General features: G+C 41.9%; 21 protein-coding genes and 1 pseudogene. 5 read left to right on the top strand and 17 right to left on the bottom strand.

Annotated features, from left to right (window positions below):
• Positions 1–90 precede the first annotated feature (90 nt).
• Positions 91–711, top strand: coding sequence for a TetR/AcrR family transcriptional regulator (locus tag C3B52_RS11950; RefSeq protein WP_103106310.1), 621 nt, complete (start codon positions 91–93; stop codon positions 709–711).
• Between the two features lie 90 nt (positions 712–801).
• Here the strand turns inward: C3B52_RS11950 and C3B52_RS11945 are convergent, their stop codons facing one another.
• Entirely contained in the window at positions 802–1,752 is a 951-nt protein-coding gene (locus C3B52_RS11945) for a carbon-nitrogen hydrolase family protein (protein ID WP_103106309.1), read from the bottom strand.
• Between the two features lie 394 nt (positions 1,753–2,146).
• Here C3B52_RS11945 and C3B52_RS11940 point away from each other — a divergent pair, with 394 nt between their 5' ends.
• Positions 2,147–2,404, top strand: a complete 258-nt coding sequence (locus C3B52_RS11940; RefSeq protein WP_103106308.1) for a hypothetical protein — start codon at positions 2,147–2,149, stop codon at positions 2,402–2,404.
• A 51-nt stretch (positions 2,405–2,455) separates the two neighbouring features.
• On the opposite strand, the gene C3B52_RS11935 is transcribed toward C3B52_RS11940, so the two are convergent.
• From C3B52_RS11935 to C3B52_RS11905, 7 genes are all read right to left on the bottom strand, one after another.
• Positions 2,456–4,126 carry a peptide ABC transporter substrate-binding protein gene (locus C3B52_RS11935; RefSeq protein ID WP_103106307.1) on the bottom strand — a complete coding sequence of 557 codons (1,671 nt, stop codon included), beginning with the start codon at positions 4,124–4,126 and terminating at the stop codon, positions 2,456–2,458.
• 533 nt (positions 4,127–4,659) lie between these two features.
• A complete protein-coding gene (locus C3B52_RS11930; RefSeq protein WP_103106306.1) occupies positions 4,660–5,586 on the bottom strand; it encodes a sigma-E factor regulatory protein RseB domain-containing protein in 927 nt (308 codons plus the stop codon).
• Between the two features lie 258 nt (positions 5,587–5,844).
• Positions 5,845–6,306, bottom strand: a complete 462-nt coding sequence (locus tag C3B52_RS11925) for a hypothetical protein (protein WP_164684761.1) — start codon at positions 6,304–6,306, stop codon at positions 5,845–5,847.
• 129 nt (positions 6,307–6,435) lie between these two features.
• Positions 6,436–7,266: a hypothetical protein gene (locus tag C3B52_RS11920; protein ID WP_103106304.1), complete on the bottom strand. Its 831-nt coding sequence runs from the start codon at positions 7,264–7,266 to the stop codon at positions 6,436–6,438.
• Between the two features lie 21 nt (positions 7,267–7,287).
• Positions 7,288–7,803, bottom strand: coding sequence for a hypothetical protein (locus C3B52_RS11915; RefSeq protein ID WP_103106303.1), 516 nt, complete (start codon positions 7,801–7,803; stop codon positions 7,288–7,290).
• Between the two features lie 333 nt (positions 7,804–8,136).
• A complete protein-coding gene (locus C3B52_RS11910) occupies positions 8,137–8,712 on the bottom strand; it encodes a peptidase (RefSeq protein ID WP_201264875.1) in 576 nt (191 codons plus the stop codon).
• Positions 8,713–8,981: 269 nt separating this feature from the next.
• Positions 8,982–9,497 carry a hypothetical protein gene (locus tag C3B52_RS11905; RefSeq protein ID WP_164684760.1) on the bottom strand — a complete coding sequence of 172 codons (516 nt, stop codon included), beginning with the start codon at positions 9,495–9,497 and terminating at the stop codon, positions 8,982–8,984.
• Between the two features lie 718 nt (positions 9,498–10,215).
• On the opposite strand from C3B52_RS11905, the pseudogene C3B52_RS11900 reads away from it, so the two are divergent.
• Positions 10,216–10,631: pseudogene (locus C3B52_RS11900) on the top strand (VOC family protein).
• Positions 10,632–10,709: 78 nt separating this feature from the next.
• Here C3B52_RS11900 and C3B52_RS11895 read toward each other — a convergent pair.
• The 3 genes from C3B52_RS11895 to C3B52_RS11885 form a co-directional block, all read right to left on the bottom strand.
• Positions 10,710–11,135 carry an SRPBCC family protein gene (locus C3B52_RS11895; RefSeq protein ID WP_103106301.1) on the bottom strand — a complete coding sequence of 142 codons (426 nt, stop codon included), beginning with the start codon at positions 11,133–11,135 and terminating at the stop codon, positions 10,710–10,712.
• A gap of 220 nt (positions 11,136–11,355) precedes the next feature.
• Positions 11,356–11,598: a nuclear transport factor 2 family protein gene (locus C3B52_RS37285; RefSeq protein WP_235615678.1), complete on the bottom strand. Its 243-nt coding sequence runs from the start codon at positions 11,596–11,598 to the stop codon at positions 11,356–11,358.
• A 60-nt stretch (positions 11,599–11,658) separates the two neighbouring features.
• On the bottom strand, positions 11,659–12,183 hold the full coding sequence (locus tag C3B52_RS11885; protein WP_103106300.1) for a hypothetical protein: 525 nt from the start codon (positions 12,181–12,183) through the stop codon (positions 11,659–11,661).
• Positions 12,184–12,631: 448 nt separating this feature from the next.
• On the opposite strand from C3B52_RS11885, the gene C3B52_RS11880 reads away from it, so the two are divergent.
• Complete coding sequence (locus C3B52_RS11880; protein WP_103106299.1) at positions 12,632–13,255, top strand: hypothetical protein; 624 nt, start codon at positions 12,632–12,634, stop codon at positions 13,253–13,255.
• A 733-nt stretch (positions 13,256–13,988) separates the two neighbouring features.
• Here C3B52_RS11880 and C3B52_RS37770 read toward each other — a convergent pair.
• From C3B52_RS37770 to C3B52_RS11850, 6 genes are all read right to left on the bottom strand, one after another.
• Positions 13,989–14,111, bottom strand: a complete 123-nt coding sequence (locus C3B52_RS37770) for a hypothetical protein (protein ID WP_268811883.1) — start codon at positions 14,109–14,111, stop codon at positions 13,989–13,991.
• 106 nt (positions 14,112–14,217) lie between these two features.
• On the bottom strand, positions 14,218–14,625 hold the full coding sequence (locus C3B52_RS11870; protein ID WP_103106297.1) for a hypothetical protein: 408 nt from the start codon (positions 14,623–14,625) through the stop codon (positions 14,218–14,220).
• The gene (locus C3B52_RS11865; protein WP_164684759.1) at positions 14,622–15,203 is read right to left on the bottom strand and encodes a hypothetical protein; all 582 of its coding nucleotides are present in this window, start codon (positions 15,201–15,203) and stop codon (positions 14,622–14,624) included. The genes C3B52_RS11870 and C3B52_RS11865 overlap by 4 nt, the downstream gene beginning before the upstream one ends.
• Positions 15,204–15,346: 143 nt before the next feature.
• The gene (locus C3B52_RS11860; RefSeq protein ID WP_103106295.1) at positions 15,347–16,624 is read right to left on the bottom strand and encodes an MFS transporter; all 1,278 of its coding nucleotides are present in this window, start codon (positions 16,622–16,624) and stop codon (positions 15,347–15,349) included.
• Between the two features lie 63 nt (positions 16,625–16,687).
• On the bottom strand, positions 16,688–17,116 hold the full coding sequence (locus tag C3B52_RS11855) for a MarR family winged helix-turn-helix transcriptional regulator (protein ID WP_103106294.1): 429 nt from the start codon (positions 17,114–17,116) through the stop codon (positions 16,688–16,690).
• A 139-nt stretch (positions 17,117–17,255) separates the two neighbouring features.
• Entirely contained in the window at positions 17,256–18,143 is an 888-nt protein-coding gene (locus C3B52_RS11850; RefSeq protein ID WP_103106293.1) for a DMT family transporter, read from the bottom strand.
• A 159-nt stretch (positions 18,144–18,302) separates the two neighbouring features.
• Between C3B52_RS11850 and C3B52_RS11845 the strand changes: the two genes are divergently transcribed.
• Complete coding sequence (locus C3B52_RS11845; RefSeq protein ID WP_103106292.1) at positions 18,303–19,205, top strand: LysR family transcriptional regulator; 903 nt, start codon at positions 18,303–18,305, stop codon at positions 19,203–19,205.
• Positions 19,206–19,359 lie beyond the last annotated feature (154 nt).

The following is a 19,359-nucleotide window of genomic DNA, read 5'->3' as shown; positions in this document are numbered from 1 at the left end:
ATTTCACTAATGAATTTAGAATATTCTATAACTGACATCATGTCAATGACATCGTGTCAGTTACAAATCAAAGAAATGGAAGGACTCGACATGAATCCATCTAATGAGCAAGCCTCTGCAAGAAAACAACGGTCCCTTAAGACCAGGGCTAAGCTGCTTAGCGCTGCACGAGACGTTTTTATCGAGCATGGCTTTCAAAAAGCGACGATTACGCAGATTATAAAAAAGGCTGAAACCGGATATGGCACTGCCTATCTGCATTTCACCGGAAAAGACGAAATTCTGATCCACTTAATGGATGAGGTCATGAACCAGTTTTATGCCATTGCGCAGCTGCCGTTCCACCCCCGAACAAAAGAAGAGGCTTGTGCGATGATTGAAAAACAGGCGGGACTTTTTCTCGAAATGGCGAATCAGGAGCGTGCCATGATGCAAGTGATTGAGGAAGGCATACGGCTATCCGATGATGTGAATCAGAAATGGAAAGAAATTCGTGAGCGATTTATCATGCACATTTCGCAGGATATCGTCTATTCCCAGCAAAACGGCCTAGCTCGCAAGGATGTTGACCACATCTTGATCGCCAGAGGATGGTTTTTTGCAAACGAAATGTATTTGTGGGACATCGTCCGAAATGAGTATAACCATTCGGTATGTGAGATCGCTCGGAATCTAACTGCGATGTATACCGGTGGGTTGTACGTAGAGTGAACGATGTACATTATAAAGAAGGACAACCATCTACTGTCACTCCAAACAAGGAGCTGTCATGCAAATGGTTGTCTTTTCTTTTGTTACTCGCTACTCATCTCTTTTTGTATTGGTACGCGGTCTCTCATCGATGCTGAGCTGGAACACATCCGGTCTGGAGTAATGCCCATTCACATCAAAATCGAGACGGCTTTTCACAATTTGGCTTAAATCGAGATCAGCAAGCAAGATGTCTTCTTTTCCATAAACAGGTTCTACCACATAGTTTCCGAGTGGTCCTACGATAGCGCTTCCGCCACTGCACATTACTTCTGGCTCAGATTCCAGCTCGTCGTAGCAAGCCAAATCAGTCGGGTACATATCCTTCGTAACGAATTGATTACAAGACAAAACGAAGCAACGTCCCTCCAAAGCGATATGGCGGATAGTCGATTGCCACACTTCTCTGGAATCCGCCGTTGGTGCCAAATAGAGCTCCACACCTTTACTGTACATAGCCATTCGTGCCAAGGGCATGTAATTTTCCCAGCAGATCAAGCTCCCCATTTTCCCATGCGGCGTTTCGAAAACAGGCAGTGTGCTCCCGTCTCCTTCCCCCCAAACAAGCCGCTCGATTCCGGTAGGCTTTAATTTACGGTGCTTTCCGAGTAATGTACCATCCGGTCCGAAATGAAGAACGCTGCAATAGAGCGTACCAGAGCCATGATCTTTTTCCGTTACCCCTACGACGAGATACACCGCATAGTCCTTTGCTATTTTAGCAAGTTGATCAGTTTCTGCGCTTGGTACAGCGAGAGAACTTTCCCAATACCGATACCAGTCTTCTCGTCCCTTTTCAGAACGACTTCCAATCTTGGATCCAAAGGTGAGTCCTCTTGGGTATGCGGAAAGAAAAGCTTCCGGGAACAGCACTAGTTTGGCTCCCTGATTGGCCGCATCTGATGTCAACGTGCGTAGCTTTTCGATCGACTCTGTCAAATTCATGATCACTGGGGATGCTTGCACAACAGCCACTCTCACCTGATTTTCACTTATTGTCATCAGTAATCCTCCTGTCTACATCGAGCGCAGTGACCACTTACTATGTACTAGGAATGAGGAATGTCCCATGTATCATGCAAAAAATGAACGATCCGATCGACGGAACGCTGGACATGCACCTCGCCCTTTTGACTCGTTGCTGCTGTAGAATTGCCAATGACGCCCGACTCTGTTTTTGTAGAATAACGGGAATATTTTATTATTTCGGGAAAGAGATCTTTTTGCTTAGGTACCTCCCTGTTTCCGTGGTGCGCTCGACAAAGGCGGTCCAGCTCATCTCTTTCATATAGTTCGTTGACGTCATTCGTACATCCTCCTTAGGAAAACAGGCTATTTTATTCGTACAAGTGACAAGCGATATACCGACCGTTCGCTTCTTTAAAAGTCGGTTTCATTGGAGCGTTTTGCGATTTTGGTTGATCCTGGCGATCAAAAACAGCGACAAGCCGCAGACTTCATCAAGCGGATTGTCTTGGAGTGTATGGACGATCGCTCGGTGGAATGGGTATCCGACGAGGAAAAAATCGAAATGGGGATCAAGGAAAGCTATCGGGAGAGTATGCTGAAAGCTGAAGGACTTGGATATTACGCTGTAAGACCTATTTCGCAAAAAGGCTGCTGTTTTTTCTTTCTCGCTCGCTCCAGAAAGTAAAATGAAGACAAGAGCTTCCTAATAACAGAGCTCTTGTCTTCATATATCTTCCTATTTTTTTCTGACCTCTGCCCACTTGTAGTCTGTCGTTCCAACAGGGTGACGAATGATGCCTTTTACATTTGGTTGATCCATGAATATTTTTGTAGCGAAGTAGATCGGCACGAGCGGCATGTCATCCATAAATATTTTCTCCGCGTCATGCATCAATTTGAAACGCGCCGTCTCATCTCCTGTGTTGCGGATTTTTTCTACCAGTGTGTCGTATTCTTTATTGCTGTAGTTGATCCGGTTTCCTGGGTGATCGGTTACATACAGCTCCAGGTAGTTGATCGGGTCGCCATAGTCTGCAGGAATCGTTGATCGGGAGAACTGCAAATTACGAGCGCGCTGGTCAGACAGGAACACTTTCCATTCTTTGTTTTCCAGCTTTACATCTACGCCGAGGTTTTTCTTGTACATTTCTTGCAGTACCTGTGCGATCGACTTATGTCCATCACTCGTATTGTAGGTCATGGTTACCGGTGGCAGAGTAGTCCATCCCTCCTCTTCCATGCCTTTTTTCAACAGTGCTTTTGCTTGTTCGATGTCGTTGTCCTTTAGGTACTCCCCGCCCTTTTCGCGGAAATCACCGCCTGCAGGCTCAGGGAAGCCGTATGGTACGTGGGCCAAAGCCGGAGTTTGTTTGCCTTGTACGACGTTGTCGATCAACGATTGGCGATCGATGGCGAGCGCAAAAGCCTTGCGGATGTTCACGTTGTTAAATGGGGGCATCTTTGTGTTCATACGATAGTAATAGATCGATGCGTCTGATTCTACTTTGGCTTCGCCAGAGTCAATCAACTGCTTTTTCATGTCATTCGGGACGCTTGACACCTTATCTAGCTGACCTGTTTTATACATTTGGTACTGGGTATTTTCATCATTCACCATGACCCAGTTAATTCCCGCTAACTTCACGGAATCCTTGTCCCAATAGCCATCATTCTTGACGATTTTGATAGACTGGTCATGCACCCAATCCTCCATTTTGAATGGTCCGTTGGTTACAAGACTCGAAGCATTTTCAGCCCATTTCGGATTACTCTCGACGACCTTCTTATTTACTGGGAAGAAAGTCGGCTGGGTGAGGATGTGCGTAAAGAAGCCTGCCGGGGCGTCGAGTTTCACTTCCAGTGTCTTGTCATCTAGCGCTTTCACCAAAACTGCGTCTGCATTCCCTTTGCCAGTGTTGTACTCTTCTGCACCCGCAATGTAGTATGCAAGGAAAGCGGAAGGGAATGCATTGTTCGGATCAAGGATGCGCTTGAAAGCGAATTCAAAATCCTGTGCAGTAACCGGATCTCCATTGGACCATTTGCTGTCACGCAGAGTGAACGTGTAGGTTTTTCCATCCTCGCTCACGGTCCATTTTTCTGCCATCGCTGGTTGTGGCTTGTGATCCTTGTCCAGACGTGCCAAACCTTCCATGGTGGCATTCAACACTTCATTGGATGTGGTGTCAAAACCTTTTGGCGGATCGAGAGAAGGTGGTTCCGTCTTCAAATTGAGTCTTAGCATCGCGGTCATGTCAGCTTGTCCACCGTCATCTTGCGGCGCCTGTCCCTTAGTAGTCTCTGTGCCTGGCTGCGTCGGAGCTACCGTTTGACTGCAGCCTGTCACAGCAAGAACAGTTGCCAGAGCTGCTGAGCTAAGCAGCTTCCACCCTTTTCGTAACTTCATGAATGATTGACCCCCTTTTTCTTTGTGAAGGAATGGTTATACTGTCCAATAACGATTATTTCCCCTAACTATTTCGAGGATGTGGCCGAGATGTGAGCTCTCTATCTTTTCTCCTCGCTAGATGTTAGCTACCAGATTCATATGAAGCCTCCTTTCGATTGAAAACGTTTGGACCATATGCACTTTTCTACACAAGCAAGCGGCGTGCCAAAAGATTTAATATTCAGATAAACTTGAATTTTCTGCTTTTTTATAAGAAATCAGGAGACTCACTTCTCTTGCAGCTCACTAATAGGCTGACCTGTTAATAGTGAAAGATTGTTCGATTCTTGCAATAGGTTTGTCTGTCATTCCGTTTTTCCTGTTGCAGCATGAGCCACATCGCTTCGACATGATCCTCAAAACAAAAACGCTATTCTCTCGGTAGATAGACTAACGAAAGGATAGCGTTTTATGATGACGAGCGACGCAATGCTTCGATAAATTAAAATGAATTCATGCTGTAATGCTGACCACAATTCATTCATAGCCCTTTAATTTAATTTAGCTGTTTTTGGCTCGAATTCTTTTGTATCAATTGGGACGTTTACCTGAAGTTCTATTGAGTGCATGTAGTTAACAACTACACTATTTTCATCGTATAATTCGTATTTAATAAGAATCCCTGTATCTTTATCGACCCAAAAACGGAATGTTTTCGCTCCTTGCTTAATAGAGGCATAGTTGTTTAGTGTTCCTTTCAACACTATTGTATTATGACCCAACACATCTTCATTTTGTTTTTCAACTTCCCAGTCTCCATATACCCTTGTATAGTTAGATGCTAGTTCGTAAGGAAACAGAGAAACTTGAGCTAAGCCAATAGGTGGACGTTCACGGTATGTTGTAACATTATTTCCTTCACTATCTACACTAAATGCCTCTTCTGGAGTAATTGACTCTGATTTATTATTTACTGAGTATTTTATCATGTCGTATGACTGCTTTTTTTCGTCAGTTCTCCATAAAATACCGTCTTTGTAATAAATATATTGAACTTTAGGATCTTTTGAGCTTGATTCATCTATAGTTACCTTACTGAATCCACCCGACATTTTGGTTAAACTCAGTTGATATTCAACCTGCACCTTTTTCCCGTTTCTTAAGAGTTCAAACTTCCCCATTGCTGTATCAAAGTGATCAACGGTATTTAGAAGCTTTGTTAATACTTCCTTTTTTGTCATATCGTTGTAATTTTCCTCTTTTTTAGGTGGTCCATATATTGTTTCTTGTTCATTACGTGCCTCTACTTTATTAATCTGTTGTTGTTGTGTGTCGGACCGTTGAACAGAAACTTCAGCTTCTATCATTTTAGTATTTTCTATTGGCTGATCTGAATGATTATCGTTTATTGCATTTGTATCTGTACAACCGCTTATTATAAAGGCAAGAAACAACGTCATAGTAACAGAATGTTTCATAATGCCTCCTCCTAGTAACCTAATCATCTTTTATCATTCGAATAACGGTTTCCAATATACTGTGATAAGTGATTTCACATCTGAATTGTACTTCGAATCTGTAGGACCTAAAATCGACAGTTTGCTTGGTTAAAGACAATGTTTTCGAAACCTTATTGGACATTCTGCCAGGCTACATTTAATCTTAATCGATTCCAAAAATAAATAGCTTAAGCTGAAAATGCTAAATCAGCACACATATAGATATATGCTCTACCTTTACCGTCCATGTTGAGGTGTCTCTGATATAGGTTTTTCTCTTTCCATCACTTGATATTTTAGAATTTTATGTTCATAAATTGTATGCCAAAGTATTTCTATCGCAATTTTATCCTTATCTTTTATTCCTTTTATACTGTAGTATTTGGTACCCGGTATATACTGTCTGGTATCTCCTTCGCGCCTATCCTCCCATTCTCCTATTCTAGTCACTGTACCGAGGATTGTATCTAACTGCGATTCATTGACCTCTTCATCAATAGGAACATAATAAAATCCATCATGGATTATATAGTTCCTTTCATCTAATTCAATAGCTTTGTCATCTTGCTCCCATAGTGGATTCATTAAATCTAGATCTGTTTTCTCCTCTTGATAGCCAGAAACAGTTTCGAGTTGAGGTTTTGATTCATTGTTATTTTGACTGAAAATTAAAGCTACAATTAAAGTAGGGATACTCAAGACTAGGATGTAGGACAACCACTGCTTTTTTATGAATAACTCACCTCTACTAATGAGTTTAACCAACCTTACTCTCCATTTTTGAAGAAGTAAGGTTGGTTAATCTGTGGTTTAATTGAATTTAAACAATCACTTTTTTGTTTTCTCTGGTTTTTTTGTGTCAAACTTTATCTGTTTATACCCTTTGGTGTCATCTGTATCAAAGTTTTTTTGCGCAGTTTTGGCAAGCTTCGTGTCAAAATTAATCTCTAAAACTTCAATGCTATTTTCGATCTTATTATCTTTATTTAATGTAATTAATTTTAATAGAACCCCGGTTTCTTCATCAACCCACATTTTAAAAGAAGTTGAATTTAATTTCTTTGCCAAATATTCAGATAGGTCTCCGGAGATAACAACTGAGTTTCTTTCCAATAGCTTTTCTTCACCAAGAATTTCATAATTTTGAGATTCATCATCTAACCAAAAAGCATATTCCTGCGGAAATGTTACAGTTTTCGCTATGAGAGCATTTGCAGGGTCTTGTCGGTAAATATATTCATTTATCTCTTTACCATCAGGACTCTTGTCTTTTTTTACTCGATCACCTTTTGGTATTTCTTTGACTTTCGAACTTTTCATTTTCACGTAAGTTTTAGCCATTGTGTTTAATTGTAGGACATTATTGTCATCGTCAGCAATCAATTCCTGCACTTTTTGTCCAGAAGAATCTTTGACAAGAGTACGACTTCCTGGATTGCTACCTTCCTGAACAGAAAACTCTGCTTTGTATTTCTTTTCACCAATATCATACGTAAAGACACCTTCTACATACTCGTAATAATCAATTGAATTTAACATTTTTTCTTTAATATCTACTTTTTTGCTTGCAGCATTTGCTAAACCTTCTCCACCGTTAAATTGAGCACCTAAAAGCATAATCGTAAGAATAGGAATTGCTATAATAGATAGTCGCTTCAAAATTATGTTACCTCCCTGTAATTAATAATTTTCTCGAACTCTTATTGCATCAGCGCCTAGGTTGTCATCTCCACCGAGTGCATACACATAGATGGTAGTATATTCTGATCCAGTTCCATTACTATCCCCTCTCCCAATATAGCTCCATCCTCCTGGTGCTGTATTTTGATCAATTGAACCTATCATTTCCGCTCCAAACCCAGAGTCGTCATACAAAACCATATACATAGCATCAGCTCTAAATTTTGACTCGTTTAAGTGCACCCATAATCGAGGTTCAGATAACATTAAAATCTCATCCCATGCAATTTCCCAGTAATAAACACCCGCCCCGTCATAATTTAATTGGTAGTCACCTCCAATTGAATCAGAGTCTTCTTCATACTCAAAATCTCCAGAATACCAATCAGAACAATACCATTTTGTTGAATTATTATCACACTCTTTCTGCTGATATGCTTGTACAGGATTTGCATTAATAAAAGCAACATTTAACATAACAAGAAATGTGATAAGGTAAATCCACTTGCTCTTCATACGAAAACCTCCATTTTTTCAAATCTTTGGTATAAATAGGTATGCGAGAGACCGGCCTCCTCTACGAAAACAAATAAGTGGCAATTTTGACACCACTTGTCAAAATTTTCAAGCAGATGACATACATATTTTGACATTACATGGTTATATTTCAAGTTAATTTTAGTTTTTTTCAACTAGATCCGTTTCGAGTGTTCAAGGAAAATAAAGTCTTACACTGGACTGATATGTAAGCCTAGCATTACTTTCTAGCGCATATAACCCTCAACCAAAACGGCTGAGGGTTTATTGGCAATTATTAAAATAACCCAACTATTCAGAACTAATCTGGTGTTATTTTTTTTCAGGATCTAATTCAAAGTTAGTTACCAACTCAAATTCCCCAAGTACAGTTGTTCCATCTACATCATAAAGAGGAATTGTGCTAATGTCACCATTATCTTTATTAGCCTCAATTGCCTCTTCAATAGAGCTAACTTCTGGTGTTAAATCAATAGCTCTAACATATCCCTTAACCCCATTGGTACCAATTGCAGAAATTAAATCTGGTTCTTCACCAATGCTTAATATGGATAAGCCAGAACCATAGGTTTCTCCGTTATCATTAACATCGTACTCCGTTTTAGACAATAAGTCTTCAATAACCTTGGAATCTTCAGTTGTTTTTGCGAAAGTTGAGCTATTTAATGTTTGAATTGGCGATTTATTACCTGCATACCTTGTGTATCCATTTCCATTATAGAAATCGGCTCTACTGAAAGCGTAATACTCGCCATAAGTGCTAATACGAGGCGAATACACGTGAAAAGCAGAAATACTATCTGAGTTATAAACCATGGTACTTCCAGCTTTTAAATTGCCAGCTTTATCATACAAATAAGCTTGTCCACCCATATATCCTACTGGCACATCCCCGTTTAGTGACTCAACGAAGGCAACTGCTTCTACTGTTTTTGGGTTTAAATAACGAACCCATACCTCAGATGTAAAAGAATACTTTTTACCATAGATCTCAGGTGTTTTTAAAGGGGGGAGTAAGTGTCAGCGAATACTGGTATTGCTAGCATAGTCATTGCTAAAACGCTGCCCATCAAGATTTTACTAGTCTTCGTTAATAAATTCATTGTATTTTTCTTCTCCTCACCATAAGTATTTTTTTGGATTATATGTTAATGTCATTAATCCCTTTTTGAAGTAGATAATCTAAATTCACCGATTACAGTTTTACCATCTGCCTCATACAGTGGGATAGATTTGTAACCAATAGCCTCAATAGATTTTTGGTAGGCCATAGCCTCTTCTGGTGAAGAAACTTTTGGATCTAAATCGGTGGCTTTTACATATCCAACAACGCCATTTTCTCCTGTTGCCGAAATTAAATCTGGTGTTTCAGTTGATTTAGAAGCGTAAGGTACTGGTCCATAGGTTTGTCCTTGCTCGTTGACAGGATAGTTAGATGCATCTTCTTCCATCGAAGAGTTCGTTTTATCAGCATCTTTGTCCAGTGTTTCTGTTGATTCAAAAGCGTAAGGTACTGACCCATGGGTTTGTCCTTGCTCGTTAACAGGATAATTAGATGCGCCTTTTTCCATTGAAATGTTAGCTTTCACAGCATTTTGTATTGAAAATACAGTAGGTACGCCAATCACTAAAGCCAAAGTCACTATTACACCCGTAAGTGAACTTTTTTTCATCTTCATAATCGACCCATCCCTTTCTCAGTTAGTATATTTTATTGAAGTTGTTGTACTAAGGGGGTAGCCCATTTTTCTTTTCTTCCATAAAGAGCTACTAATTGTTAAGTGTCCCTTCATAGTGACATTGCACATATTAAAGTAAATATACACTTTCCATTCAGTCGCTATTATAGGCAGTCGAAATGAGAAACTCAATTGACAATAAGTGATAAGAATAACTACTATTATTTTCCTTATTTGTATCTTATCACTTTTTATTGGAAAAATATGTCGAAAAGTGACGTTCACAAAAAGTTTAAATTTGGAAAAAAAGTAATATCGAACCACACTCCTCCTTTTAGTGTTTTGTCTTGTATATAATCTTTAACCTTGAATCCTGTTACTTCGTGACACCCCTTACCCATAATGACGATCTTTCGTTCAAAAATGTTACGGGAACGACTCTGACCAATTTAAAGACTGCTCCAGGACTCCACCCCCACTTCTTGAATACACCCTCAACAACTTATTTCGTTTTCCGAGTATTTTCACGTCCCTGCACAATAAGAATAAGCAACCTTAGGGGAATAGCGGGTATCCGAACTCAATACCAAGTTATTTTTCAAAATTTACGCTTCCAAATCCATGAGACCGACGAATTCCCGGATCGACTGTCGTCTTCATAAACAAAGGCAAAAATGAACACAAACTAATTTGACGAAGAGGTGTTTTGAAATTGGCATTAACGTCCGCATTCACGAGCTTCAACCTGCCTGTAAAAAACGTAGAACAATCGAAAGCGTTCTTCACCGGACTCGGATTCGAGCTCAACCCGCAATTCCCCGAGAATGAGAATTCGGTAGCCATCGTGATCGGCGACAACCTACAGGTCATGCTGATCAATCAAGCATTCTTTAATACGCTCACGGAGAAGGAATCCGTCGATACGAGCAAGTATGCGCAGATGACGATCGCATTGGCCTTCGAGAGTCGGGAAAAGGTCGATGAAATCGTGAATACCGCGGTCTCCTTGGGAGGGAAATTGCACGCTGAACCTGAAGATCATGGGTTCATGTATCATTGGGGCTTCGTGGACTTGGACGGCATCTGTGGGCCATTAACTACATGAACATGAATGCGGCACAAGGTTAAGGCTAACGGAGAGCACGCTCGTACTAGGGTTCAAAAGAAAGACGCCGGGCATCTCCCCCGGCGTCTTCTTCGCGATGATTAGTTTTGTTCGGTATAGGCTTTGAAATTGTCCATGATCGCTTGCCAGCCTGCTTGCTGGAACTCGACAGGATTGGAGCTTTCCGCATCGAACGTTTCAATGACCTTCGTCTCATTCCCTTGATCGACGAAAGCAATATCCACTCTTCTTCCGTCTTCCATGATGTAGCCGATCGCCTCATGCCGATTCACGACATCGTAGACGCCGCCAAAATCAAAGCCCATGCTGCCATCCTTCGCTTCCATCCGTGTCAGAAACTTGCCGCCGACCCGCAGATCGTTTTCGGCTCTCGGCGCATGCCAGTCCTCTGACGCTTGATTCCACTTCGTGATGTGATCCGGCTCGGTCCAATAGCGCCATACCTTCTCGACAGGGGCTTGAATGACGGCTTGCACGGTTACTTTCGTCGGTTGACTCGTTTCCATTTTAAATAGACACCTCTCTCATGATATTCGTCGTTTGGTTATTCTCAATGATATAGACGTAAGCCAATGACGAAATTCATTGGTCAATTCGCTCAGGCAGCTCAAATCGCGAAAATAATGGTATATGAATGAAGTTTTAAACGTGCAGGATTTGATTTTCTTTGGTTTCGATGACGTGGATGCCCCAGGGTACCAGGCCAGAGCCCTCTTTGCCCGACATTTACTGGGCCAACGCCGGATAACCGCCATTCACCGTAATGGGCCCAAATCGCAAACCTTCGCAATGCAAGCGAGTAAGCGAATAGAAGGCGGACAAATCTTCCTTGCCGCGGATCCACATCTCGAAGGGCGGCATCGACATGCAGCCTTCCTCGTGGAACAACGCGACGAGAGCAGCAATATCGAATTGCTCGAAGGCCTCCACATACCGGGACAGCTGCTGCTGCTCCGGTTGAACGTCCATGCTGCTGAGCTCCTCCGAGCGAAGCTGCGCCCGGTCCATCGTTTCTTGGACTCTTTGCAATTACAAATTCTTTATTGAATCGAGCTGCCATTTTTTCTTTCCTGTGATTGAATTAACAGACATAAAGATGCCTACAAATCCACCTTTTCCTTCATTCTCTTGAAAAACCAAAATCGCCTCACTTAATTCTTTATTTATTAAAACTATAGGAACTAAGTCACCCTTTTTCCTCACACTGATTAAAGAGTTCAGCAAAGTATCATTAAATGAGGTTGCTTCTTCATCCCCCATTTTTTGAGTAATCTTATCGGTATCAAAGTAATTGAATTGTAAATAATTTGTGGTAGACACATTAAGTCGGTTTATTCCTTTGGACCATGAACGCTTAATATGATCATCGAACTCAACAGTCGACTGATCATTATTTCTTTGCTGCTTTTCAGTGTAAAGTCTCGTTTCAACGGGTATGTATGGCTTCGTTTGCGAAGAAGCAACCGGGCTACTAATCGAATAAACAATAGACATAGCGGTTGGAAATAAAATGGCTATACATAGAATGTGAAAGAGATATTTAACATATTCCATAATCCATATCCCACTCCTCTTCAACACTTCTTGGTGAATATATTATATTTTATTTCATTTCTATCCTAAAGATGAGATCACTACCTAAATTAGAACAACATAAGAATATTAACACGATTATAACACTGGATGGTCGGGAAAAATGTATCATTCACACAGAGTGTACAAAAAGAATCCTTTAGTATTCATGTGTTATATTTTTATAGATAAAAATAATTTCCAAAACAATGAAAAATTCACGTATTTGTAACAATATATTAATTGTAAAAAATTAGAATATAATAGGATTGTTTCCAACATAAACATTTGGAGGTAAATTTATGAAAAAGAAAGTACTATCTATTGGATAGGGATTGCATTACTACTTCCAGTTTCATCTGCTTATGCTGCATTTGGTTTTGATAATTTTTATACCCAAATTTACCCATCAGGTTCCAATAACGTCTATATGTCAGCATTAGGGGTAACAAAAGGTAAACCATTAGATGTTCATTATTCAAAAACGTACATCGAAATTTATAAAAATGGCGTATTCCAAGACAATGATGATAGCGGTAAAGTGTCAGGATCCTATTCTTATGCAGTGGTTAAAGTAACCAATCAACATACAAATTATTCCGCTAAAACAAACCATAAAATTTGGGACGCTTATGGAGAACCTAAAGCAGAAATATCGAAAGCAAGTTCCACCGCAAAGCTCGCTGCCAACGAAGGCAAAATGAGCCAGCTTAGAAGCGAACAAGAAAATAATAAGCTTAACGATTCATGGGAAGAACTAAAAACTGAATTTATGGTCACAGACAACGAGTGGAAAGCATATGATTATTTCGATACAGACCTTATCACACAACAAATGAACGAAAAAGAAGCCACTTCATTTAATGATACGGTATTAGAAGCTATCACTGATGTGCGTGAAAAAGGTGATTTAGTTCCTGTGGTACTTGTCAATAAGGAACTAAATGTTGCAAAAATTCTATTTGAAAGAGAAGAAGGAAAAGGGGAAAAGATAGAAATCACATTAGAGAAGAATGGGGAAACTTGGGCTGTTAATGGTGTAGAAAAACAATAATTTTTTACCCTATACTTCCAATTAATAGGATGTATCCCATATTTTATGAACACAATGAAAAACAGCCTACCAATGAGGAATAGGCTGTTTTCATTGTGTTTGATATTTTCTCATGGGCTCGGTGATTAGTAATTCCTTTGCCGTGGGTGGTCCAAGTTGTAGGCATCTCATTGCAGATAGTAAACCAGTATAGTGTATCCTAAATCTGCTGACGTTCCCATTTAGTTGTGTTGCTGGGTTTCCGGCAGTTCCTCTTGTCACTAAAGTCAGCATCAAATGAGACCCCCTCCTCAGTGCGTATATTTACGTTTGCTGGCGACAACGTTCAAGAATCGGCTTGGGCCGATGTATTGGAGGGATCATAGAAGCGGAACATCATATGAGGCTTTTTGGTATGAAATTTCTAACATTGGAATACGTAACTATAAACGAGATGATTGATTTTAAGGCCTTCCATCCTGAAGGAGATTTGGCCGCAAAAAGGGTTTTGGAGTATCCATCGTCACTTTAGATGTTTCTTCTTAAACGTTAGATCCCCCTCCACAAGTTAAATTTGATGAGTTTTCCCAACTGTTGCATCGTTGCCGAAGCATCAAATGAGGGATAGATCGCTTGCTACACTCAGACTAACAGGCTGAAGTAGCAATGACATGTGCAGAAGTCAAGAGTTAAGAGGAAGGATGGAGGAAAAGCCTTTTACACTACCTCACTATTATTCTGTGAAATGGATTTGTCATTCACCACCATGATGAGTGTTGTGCTTTGATAATCCTTGCGCTGTCTCGGATTGATAGTTAATAGCAACGCCAACCATGAACATGATCGTCAGCATCACTGAAAATAATACCAATCCCACCTTCTTCACATTATGCATATAGTATTTCCCCTTTTCTTTCGTATTTTGAGGTAAAACAAGAGATGGCCATTATCAGCCATCTCTTACCATTTAGTAATTCCATGGTTTACTTGTAATGGGTTTTGTAGGCCATCCACTCCGCTGCGTTCCCAAGGATCTCGATAGGCAACTTGTAATCATCCATGTTGTGACCACGCAGCTGCGTCTTATCATACACGGGATACCCTTTATCGACCCCGAACTTGAAGCGGGGCAGGAAGTATACAGCATAGTTCCCTAGCTGCAAACCACTCCATACATCCCCCATCTTTAAGGTATCCACTCCATTTTCTCGATTACCCAGTTTCGGTACGGAAATGGATGGACCGTGCCACTCTTGTCCTACTTTCACGAGATTGAGCGAGTTTCGTAGGTCAGTGTTCTTTCCGCCTTTTTCTTGCATCCAGGATGTAGCTGACAGGATGACTGGATATTGATTGGAGAAAGGATGCTTATGTCGTGGCTCTAAAATCATATGGGTAAGAATGGTTTCACCAGCATAGTAAGAGCTGTTTGTACTCGATTTGTACCGGTCTCTCGAATGCTTATCAATCCATTCTGGTGTGTGCAGCAATAGCCTTTTGCATTTGGTTCGTATACCTCAAACTTGGTATCATCCCCAGTAACTTTAATGGTAAACGTGTTTTGAATGCTGCCACGATCTGTTCCTGGTGCGCAATCTCCAGCTGGAGCGTCTGGATCAGATGGATCGCTCGTTCCGGAACATAACTCATAACTGATCTCAAAATCCACCTTGTAAGGTACCTCAATTTCAAATGCTTCGGTTTTAACAACGTAATCTTCAGCATTTAGTTGTAGGGCCCATGTTGTTAATGTTGGTACTGTTGTACCATCGTAGATCTGACTTTGCACAGCAGATTTCGGATTCAACGAGTAGTTTCTATCGATTCCAGGTCCAAGTACAGTCATTGGGAAGGAACCGGGCCATCTAGTCATGGAATTAGATTGTGCATTCCAACTTGTTGGATTAACTGTAATAGAAACGTTCTCGTAATAAGAATCGGGGTACTTGGCTTCGTAATAGGCAGTCATATCTACAATTGCTTGAGCAATTTCTTGATCAATCTGAGCAAAAGCAGTATTGATCTGGCTTTGATTGACTTCTACCTCAATTCGAGCTGGCTCTTAATTTCTGGTATTCAAATGATCTTGTTTTTCCTGCTGACAACTTATCGTTATTTGCTTATTCCTGCCACAGTCAAAGCCGTATTCTCCTTGGCAATGCGCATCGCCATCAACGCAGCGAGCAAGCATACCAGTCCGGCAATAATAAATGGGGTCGAGTAGCTTCCCAGCCAATCACGCATAACCCCTGCTCCGTACGCAGCTACCGAAGCTCCGACTTGGTGAGCGACCACGATCCAGCCGAAAATCATGCCCGAATTCTCTTTACCGAACTCTTGCGCAGCCAGCTTCACAGTAGGTGGAACGGTTGCAATCCAATCGAGACCATAGAAGATCGAGAAGATGAGCAGCATCGTTGGACCTGCATCAAGCGCATAAGGTAAAAACATCAGAGACAGACCGCGCAGTCCATAGTAAATAAAGAGCAGCTTGCGATTGTCGTAACGATCTGAGAGCCAGCCCGACAGAGTCGTGCCTACGAGATCAAACAACCCCATCAGAGCTAAAAGACCTGCTGCCGTCACCTCTGGAATTCCAAAATCTCCACAAGCTGGAATCAAGTGCGTTCCAATAAGACCATTCGTCGAAAAGCCACAGAAGAAGAATGTACCTGCAAGCAGCCAGAACGTTTTGTTTTTCAATGCGGACAGCAAAGCTTTAATCGGTGCTAGAAAAATATTCCCTGTAAACGGCACTGGCGGAGCAACTTTATCCGTACCATATGGAGCGAGTCCAACATCGTGCGGATGGTTACGAAACCAGATCGCAACAACGATCATCACGATCACCAGTGCTGCAACTGAGGTAAAAATCGCATAGCGCCAACCAAACTCCACCGTAATTTTTGCAAGCAAGGGCAAAAACAGCAGCTGTCCCGTAGCAGCACTCGCAGTAAGCAGACCGACCACTAAGCCTCGGCGATGCACAAACCATTGATTACTGACTGTGACACCCAGCACATTGGCCATCATCCCGGTGGCAAGCCCAGATACCAAGCCCCAAAGAAGCTCAAATTGCCAAAGTGAAGTCATCAGTGGCGTAACAGCCAAGCTGCCTGCCAATACGGCGAGGGATATCACAATCACCCTGCGTATCCCGAATTTTTGCAATAACGCTGCCGCAAAAGGTCCAGTCAATCCATATAAGAATATTCCGACAGAAATAACACCAGAGATGCTCCCTCGACTCCAGCCAAATTCATTTGAAAACGGCAGCATCAGGATACTTGGCATAGATCTGATGCCAGCTGATACTAGCAACGTGAGAAACGTAAGAAAGACTACGATCCAACCATAATAAATACCTGGGGCTTTTTCTTTCAACTGCATGAAAAGACTCCTCCACTCTCCTATTTATTGTTGTGTGTACATACAACTATATTTTCAAAAAAATTACTCGTTCTCTAGTTTCTCACTCATCAATTCCATTTGTGCTGCCATTAAATCAGTAGGTTCCACCCCAAGGATTGCTTGATAGCGTCTGCACAAATTCCTCGACGCAGCACGGATCGTCTCTTCAAGCTCCAGCCCTTTTTCAGTTGGATAAAGAAAAACATGCTTGCCCTGTACCTGTCGCTCCACCAGCTGCCTGCTCTGCAATTTGTCAACAAATCGCGTCAATGTGGAAGGAGAGATATATAGTTTTTCTGCTACCTCTTTGTGAGGAATTCCCGGATTTCCGATTACGAGACGAATGACATATCCGTACATCGGGGTCAGTCCTGTCATCGCAAATTCTTCCTCTGCCATCTTGGTAATCGCACGGCTCAACCGATTCGTTGTAAAAAACAGGCAGTCATGCAAAAAGCTTTCATCAGCCATGAATCCTCAACTCCGAATTATTGTATGTACAACAAATATAAAAGACGTCTTTTTTCTTGTCAACAAGATTTTTTGAAAACGTTCCACCTCCCCTCCTGCTGTTTTTCAGTACTTGTCCCTGCTGCATAAAGCTGGTCTTTTATCTTGTCAAAAGTCTGCTCACAGTTTGGGGCGCCAAGCTTTTTTTCTCCCAATTGACGAGAAAAATACCCACGCAGATAAGTGCACCACCTGCGATGACGTACCATTGCACCTGCTCACCCAGTAGCCACCAGCTGCTGAGAACTCCGAAAAATGGCACGAGGAACAAAAAGGCACTCGTTTTGGTCGCGTCCCCTTTTTTCAATAAATAGAACCATACCGAAAACTGTAAGATTGAACAAACAACTACGAGCATGAGCAGAATGAAGAGTGATACTGGATTGATGATGAAAACAGGTTCCTCTGTAAACATACTCAGAAGCAAAATGATCAGCCCGCCAGCAAGCATTTGATAAGCAGTGAGCACCATCGTATCAAAAGCTCCTCCCCACTTTTTAATGAGCAGGGTCGCTACCGCAAAGCTAACAGCTGCGGCAAAAGCAAGCCAGGTACCAGGCTGCAAATTCAGATGGAAGCCAAAGGTAAAGACGACACCGATAAAGCCTATGGCCACTCCTAACCATTGATACGCGCGGTATACTTTGCCAAGCACGAAAGTCCCCAGTATGATCACAATCAATGGATTGACAAAGGTAATAATGGCGGATTCGCTCGACGTGATCCAATGCAGGCTATAAAAGCCACAGCCCATAACTCCCGCTGATTGAAAGAGCCCAATGGTACCAACCTGGAGCCACTGTTTGCTGCCTCGAGGCTTTGGTCTCTTGGACACGATCACTGCGAGAATTCCGCCTGCTAATAAGTAACGGATAGCGACAAGCAAGAATGGCGGCGCATAGTCCAGCCCCATTTTCCCAATTGGAAACGCAATCCCCATCATAAAAGTCGTGAGAAGGATTAACCCGTAGTAACTCCATTTATTCATTGCTGCTCTCCTCCACTTTGCTTGAGATGTTTTTTATTGTAAAGGAGGATTGTTATCATGCATAATGATTAGAAAAGATACTTGTTATCTCCAATTCTGATAGCAAGACTTTTCGTTCGCGAGAGTGTCGATGGAGTAACGAATCAGGAGGGGTTCTTTGTGGAGAGTTCCGATTTGCGGGTATTTCAAATGGTGGCAAGAGAGGGCTCGATTACAAAGGCAGCCGCTCGTTTAGGCTATGTTCAATCTAATGTTACAGCAAAAATAAAACAATTGGAGGCTGAGCTCGGTACGGTGCTTTTTCATCGCCATAATCGGGGAATGACGCTTTCCTCCAGTGGGAAAATGCTTCTCGACTACGCAAGCAAAATCGTCGGTTTGCTTGATGAGGCTACGCGCGCACTCTCTTCATCCAGTGAACCAAGCGGGCCGCTCGCGATCGGCTCGACACAGACGGCTGCTGCGGTACGGCTCCCTAAGCTGCTTGCCTCCTATTATGCAAAGTACCCTAATGTCCGTCTTTCTTTGGCAACGGGGCATACCCAGTTTTTAATGAATCAGGTGCTTCACTATGAACTCGACGGGGCCTTTATCGGCTGTGAATGCAATCATCCCGAGCTCACGTCTGTTCCAGCCTTTGAAGAAGAGTTGATCATCGCTTCTGCTGCATCCGTAATCGACATCGAGCAGGCTTCCCAAAAGCCGATTCTCGTTTTTACTCAGGGCTGCTCTTATCGTGCTGTATTGGAGCAATGGATGAAAATGATGGGACTCGATCAGCCTGTTATTATGGAGCTGGGAACATTGGAGGCCATTATTGGTGGGGTAGCCGCTGGTCTCGGAATTTCCTTGTTACCCAGAAAGGTAATTAGCAAGCATGAAGAGGAAGGCATGATCGCCACGCATCAAATCCCTGAATCCATGCGTCTTATTAAAACGGAGTTCATTACACGAAAAGATACCTATGTGACGAGTGCGCTTCAGGCATTTATTGATCAATTGCCTAAGCTCGAAGCTGTTTCTACCGTCATGAACAATGAAGAAGCCTTGCGCTCTTTATAGCGGCAAGGCTTTTTCTATGCGGAATCTGGGATATTGTGCCGTGATTTCGCTGATCAAATAAAGAAACTATTCAACGTAAACGATACGAAAGCAGCTACTCCGTTTTTTAACCATTACCGGCGCATACCAGCCCTTGGACATTGAAATGTTTTTA

The organism is Brevibacillus reuszeri (assembly GCF_002897295.1).
Taxonomy (GTDB): domain Bacteria; phylum Bacillota; class Bacilli; order Brevibacillales; family Brevibacillaceae; genus Brevibacillus; species Brevibacillus reuszeri_A.
This window is presented reverse-complemented; position numbering and strand designations above follow the sequence as displayed.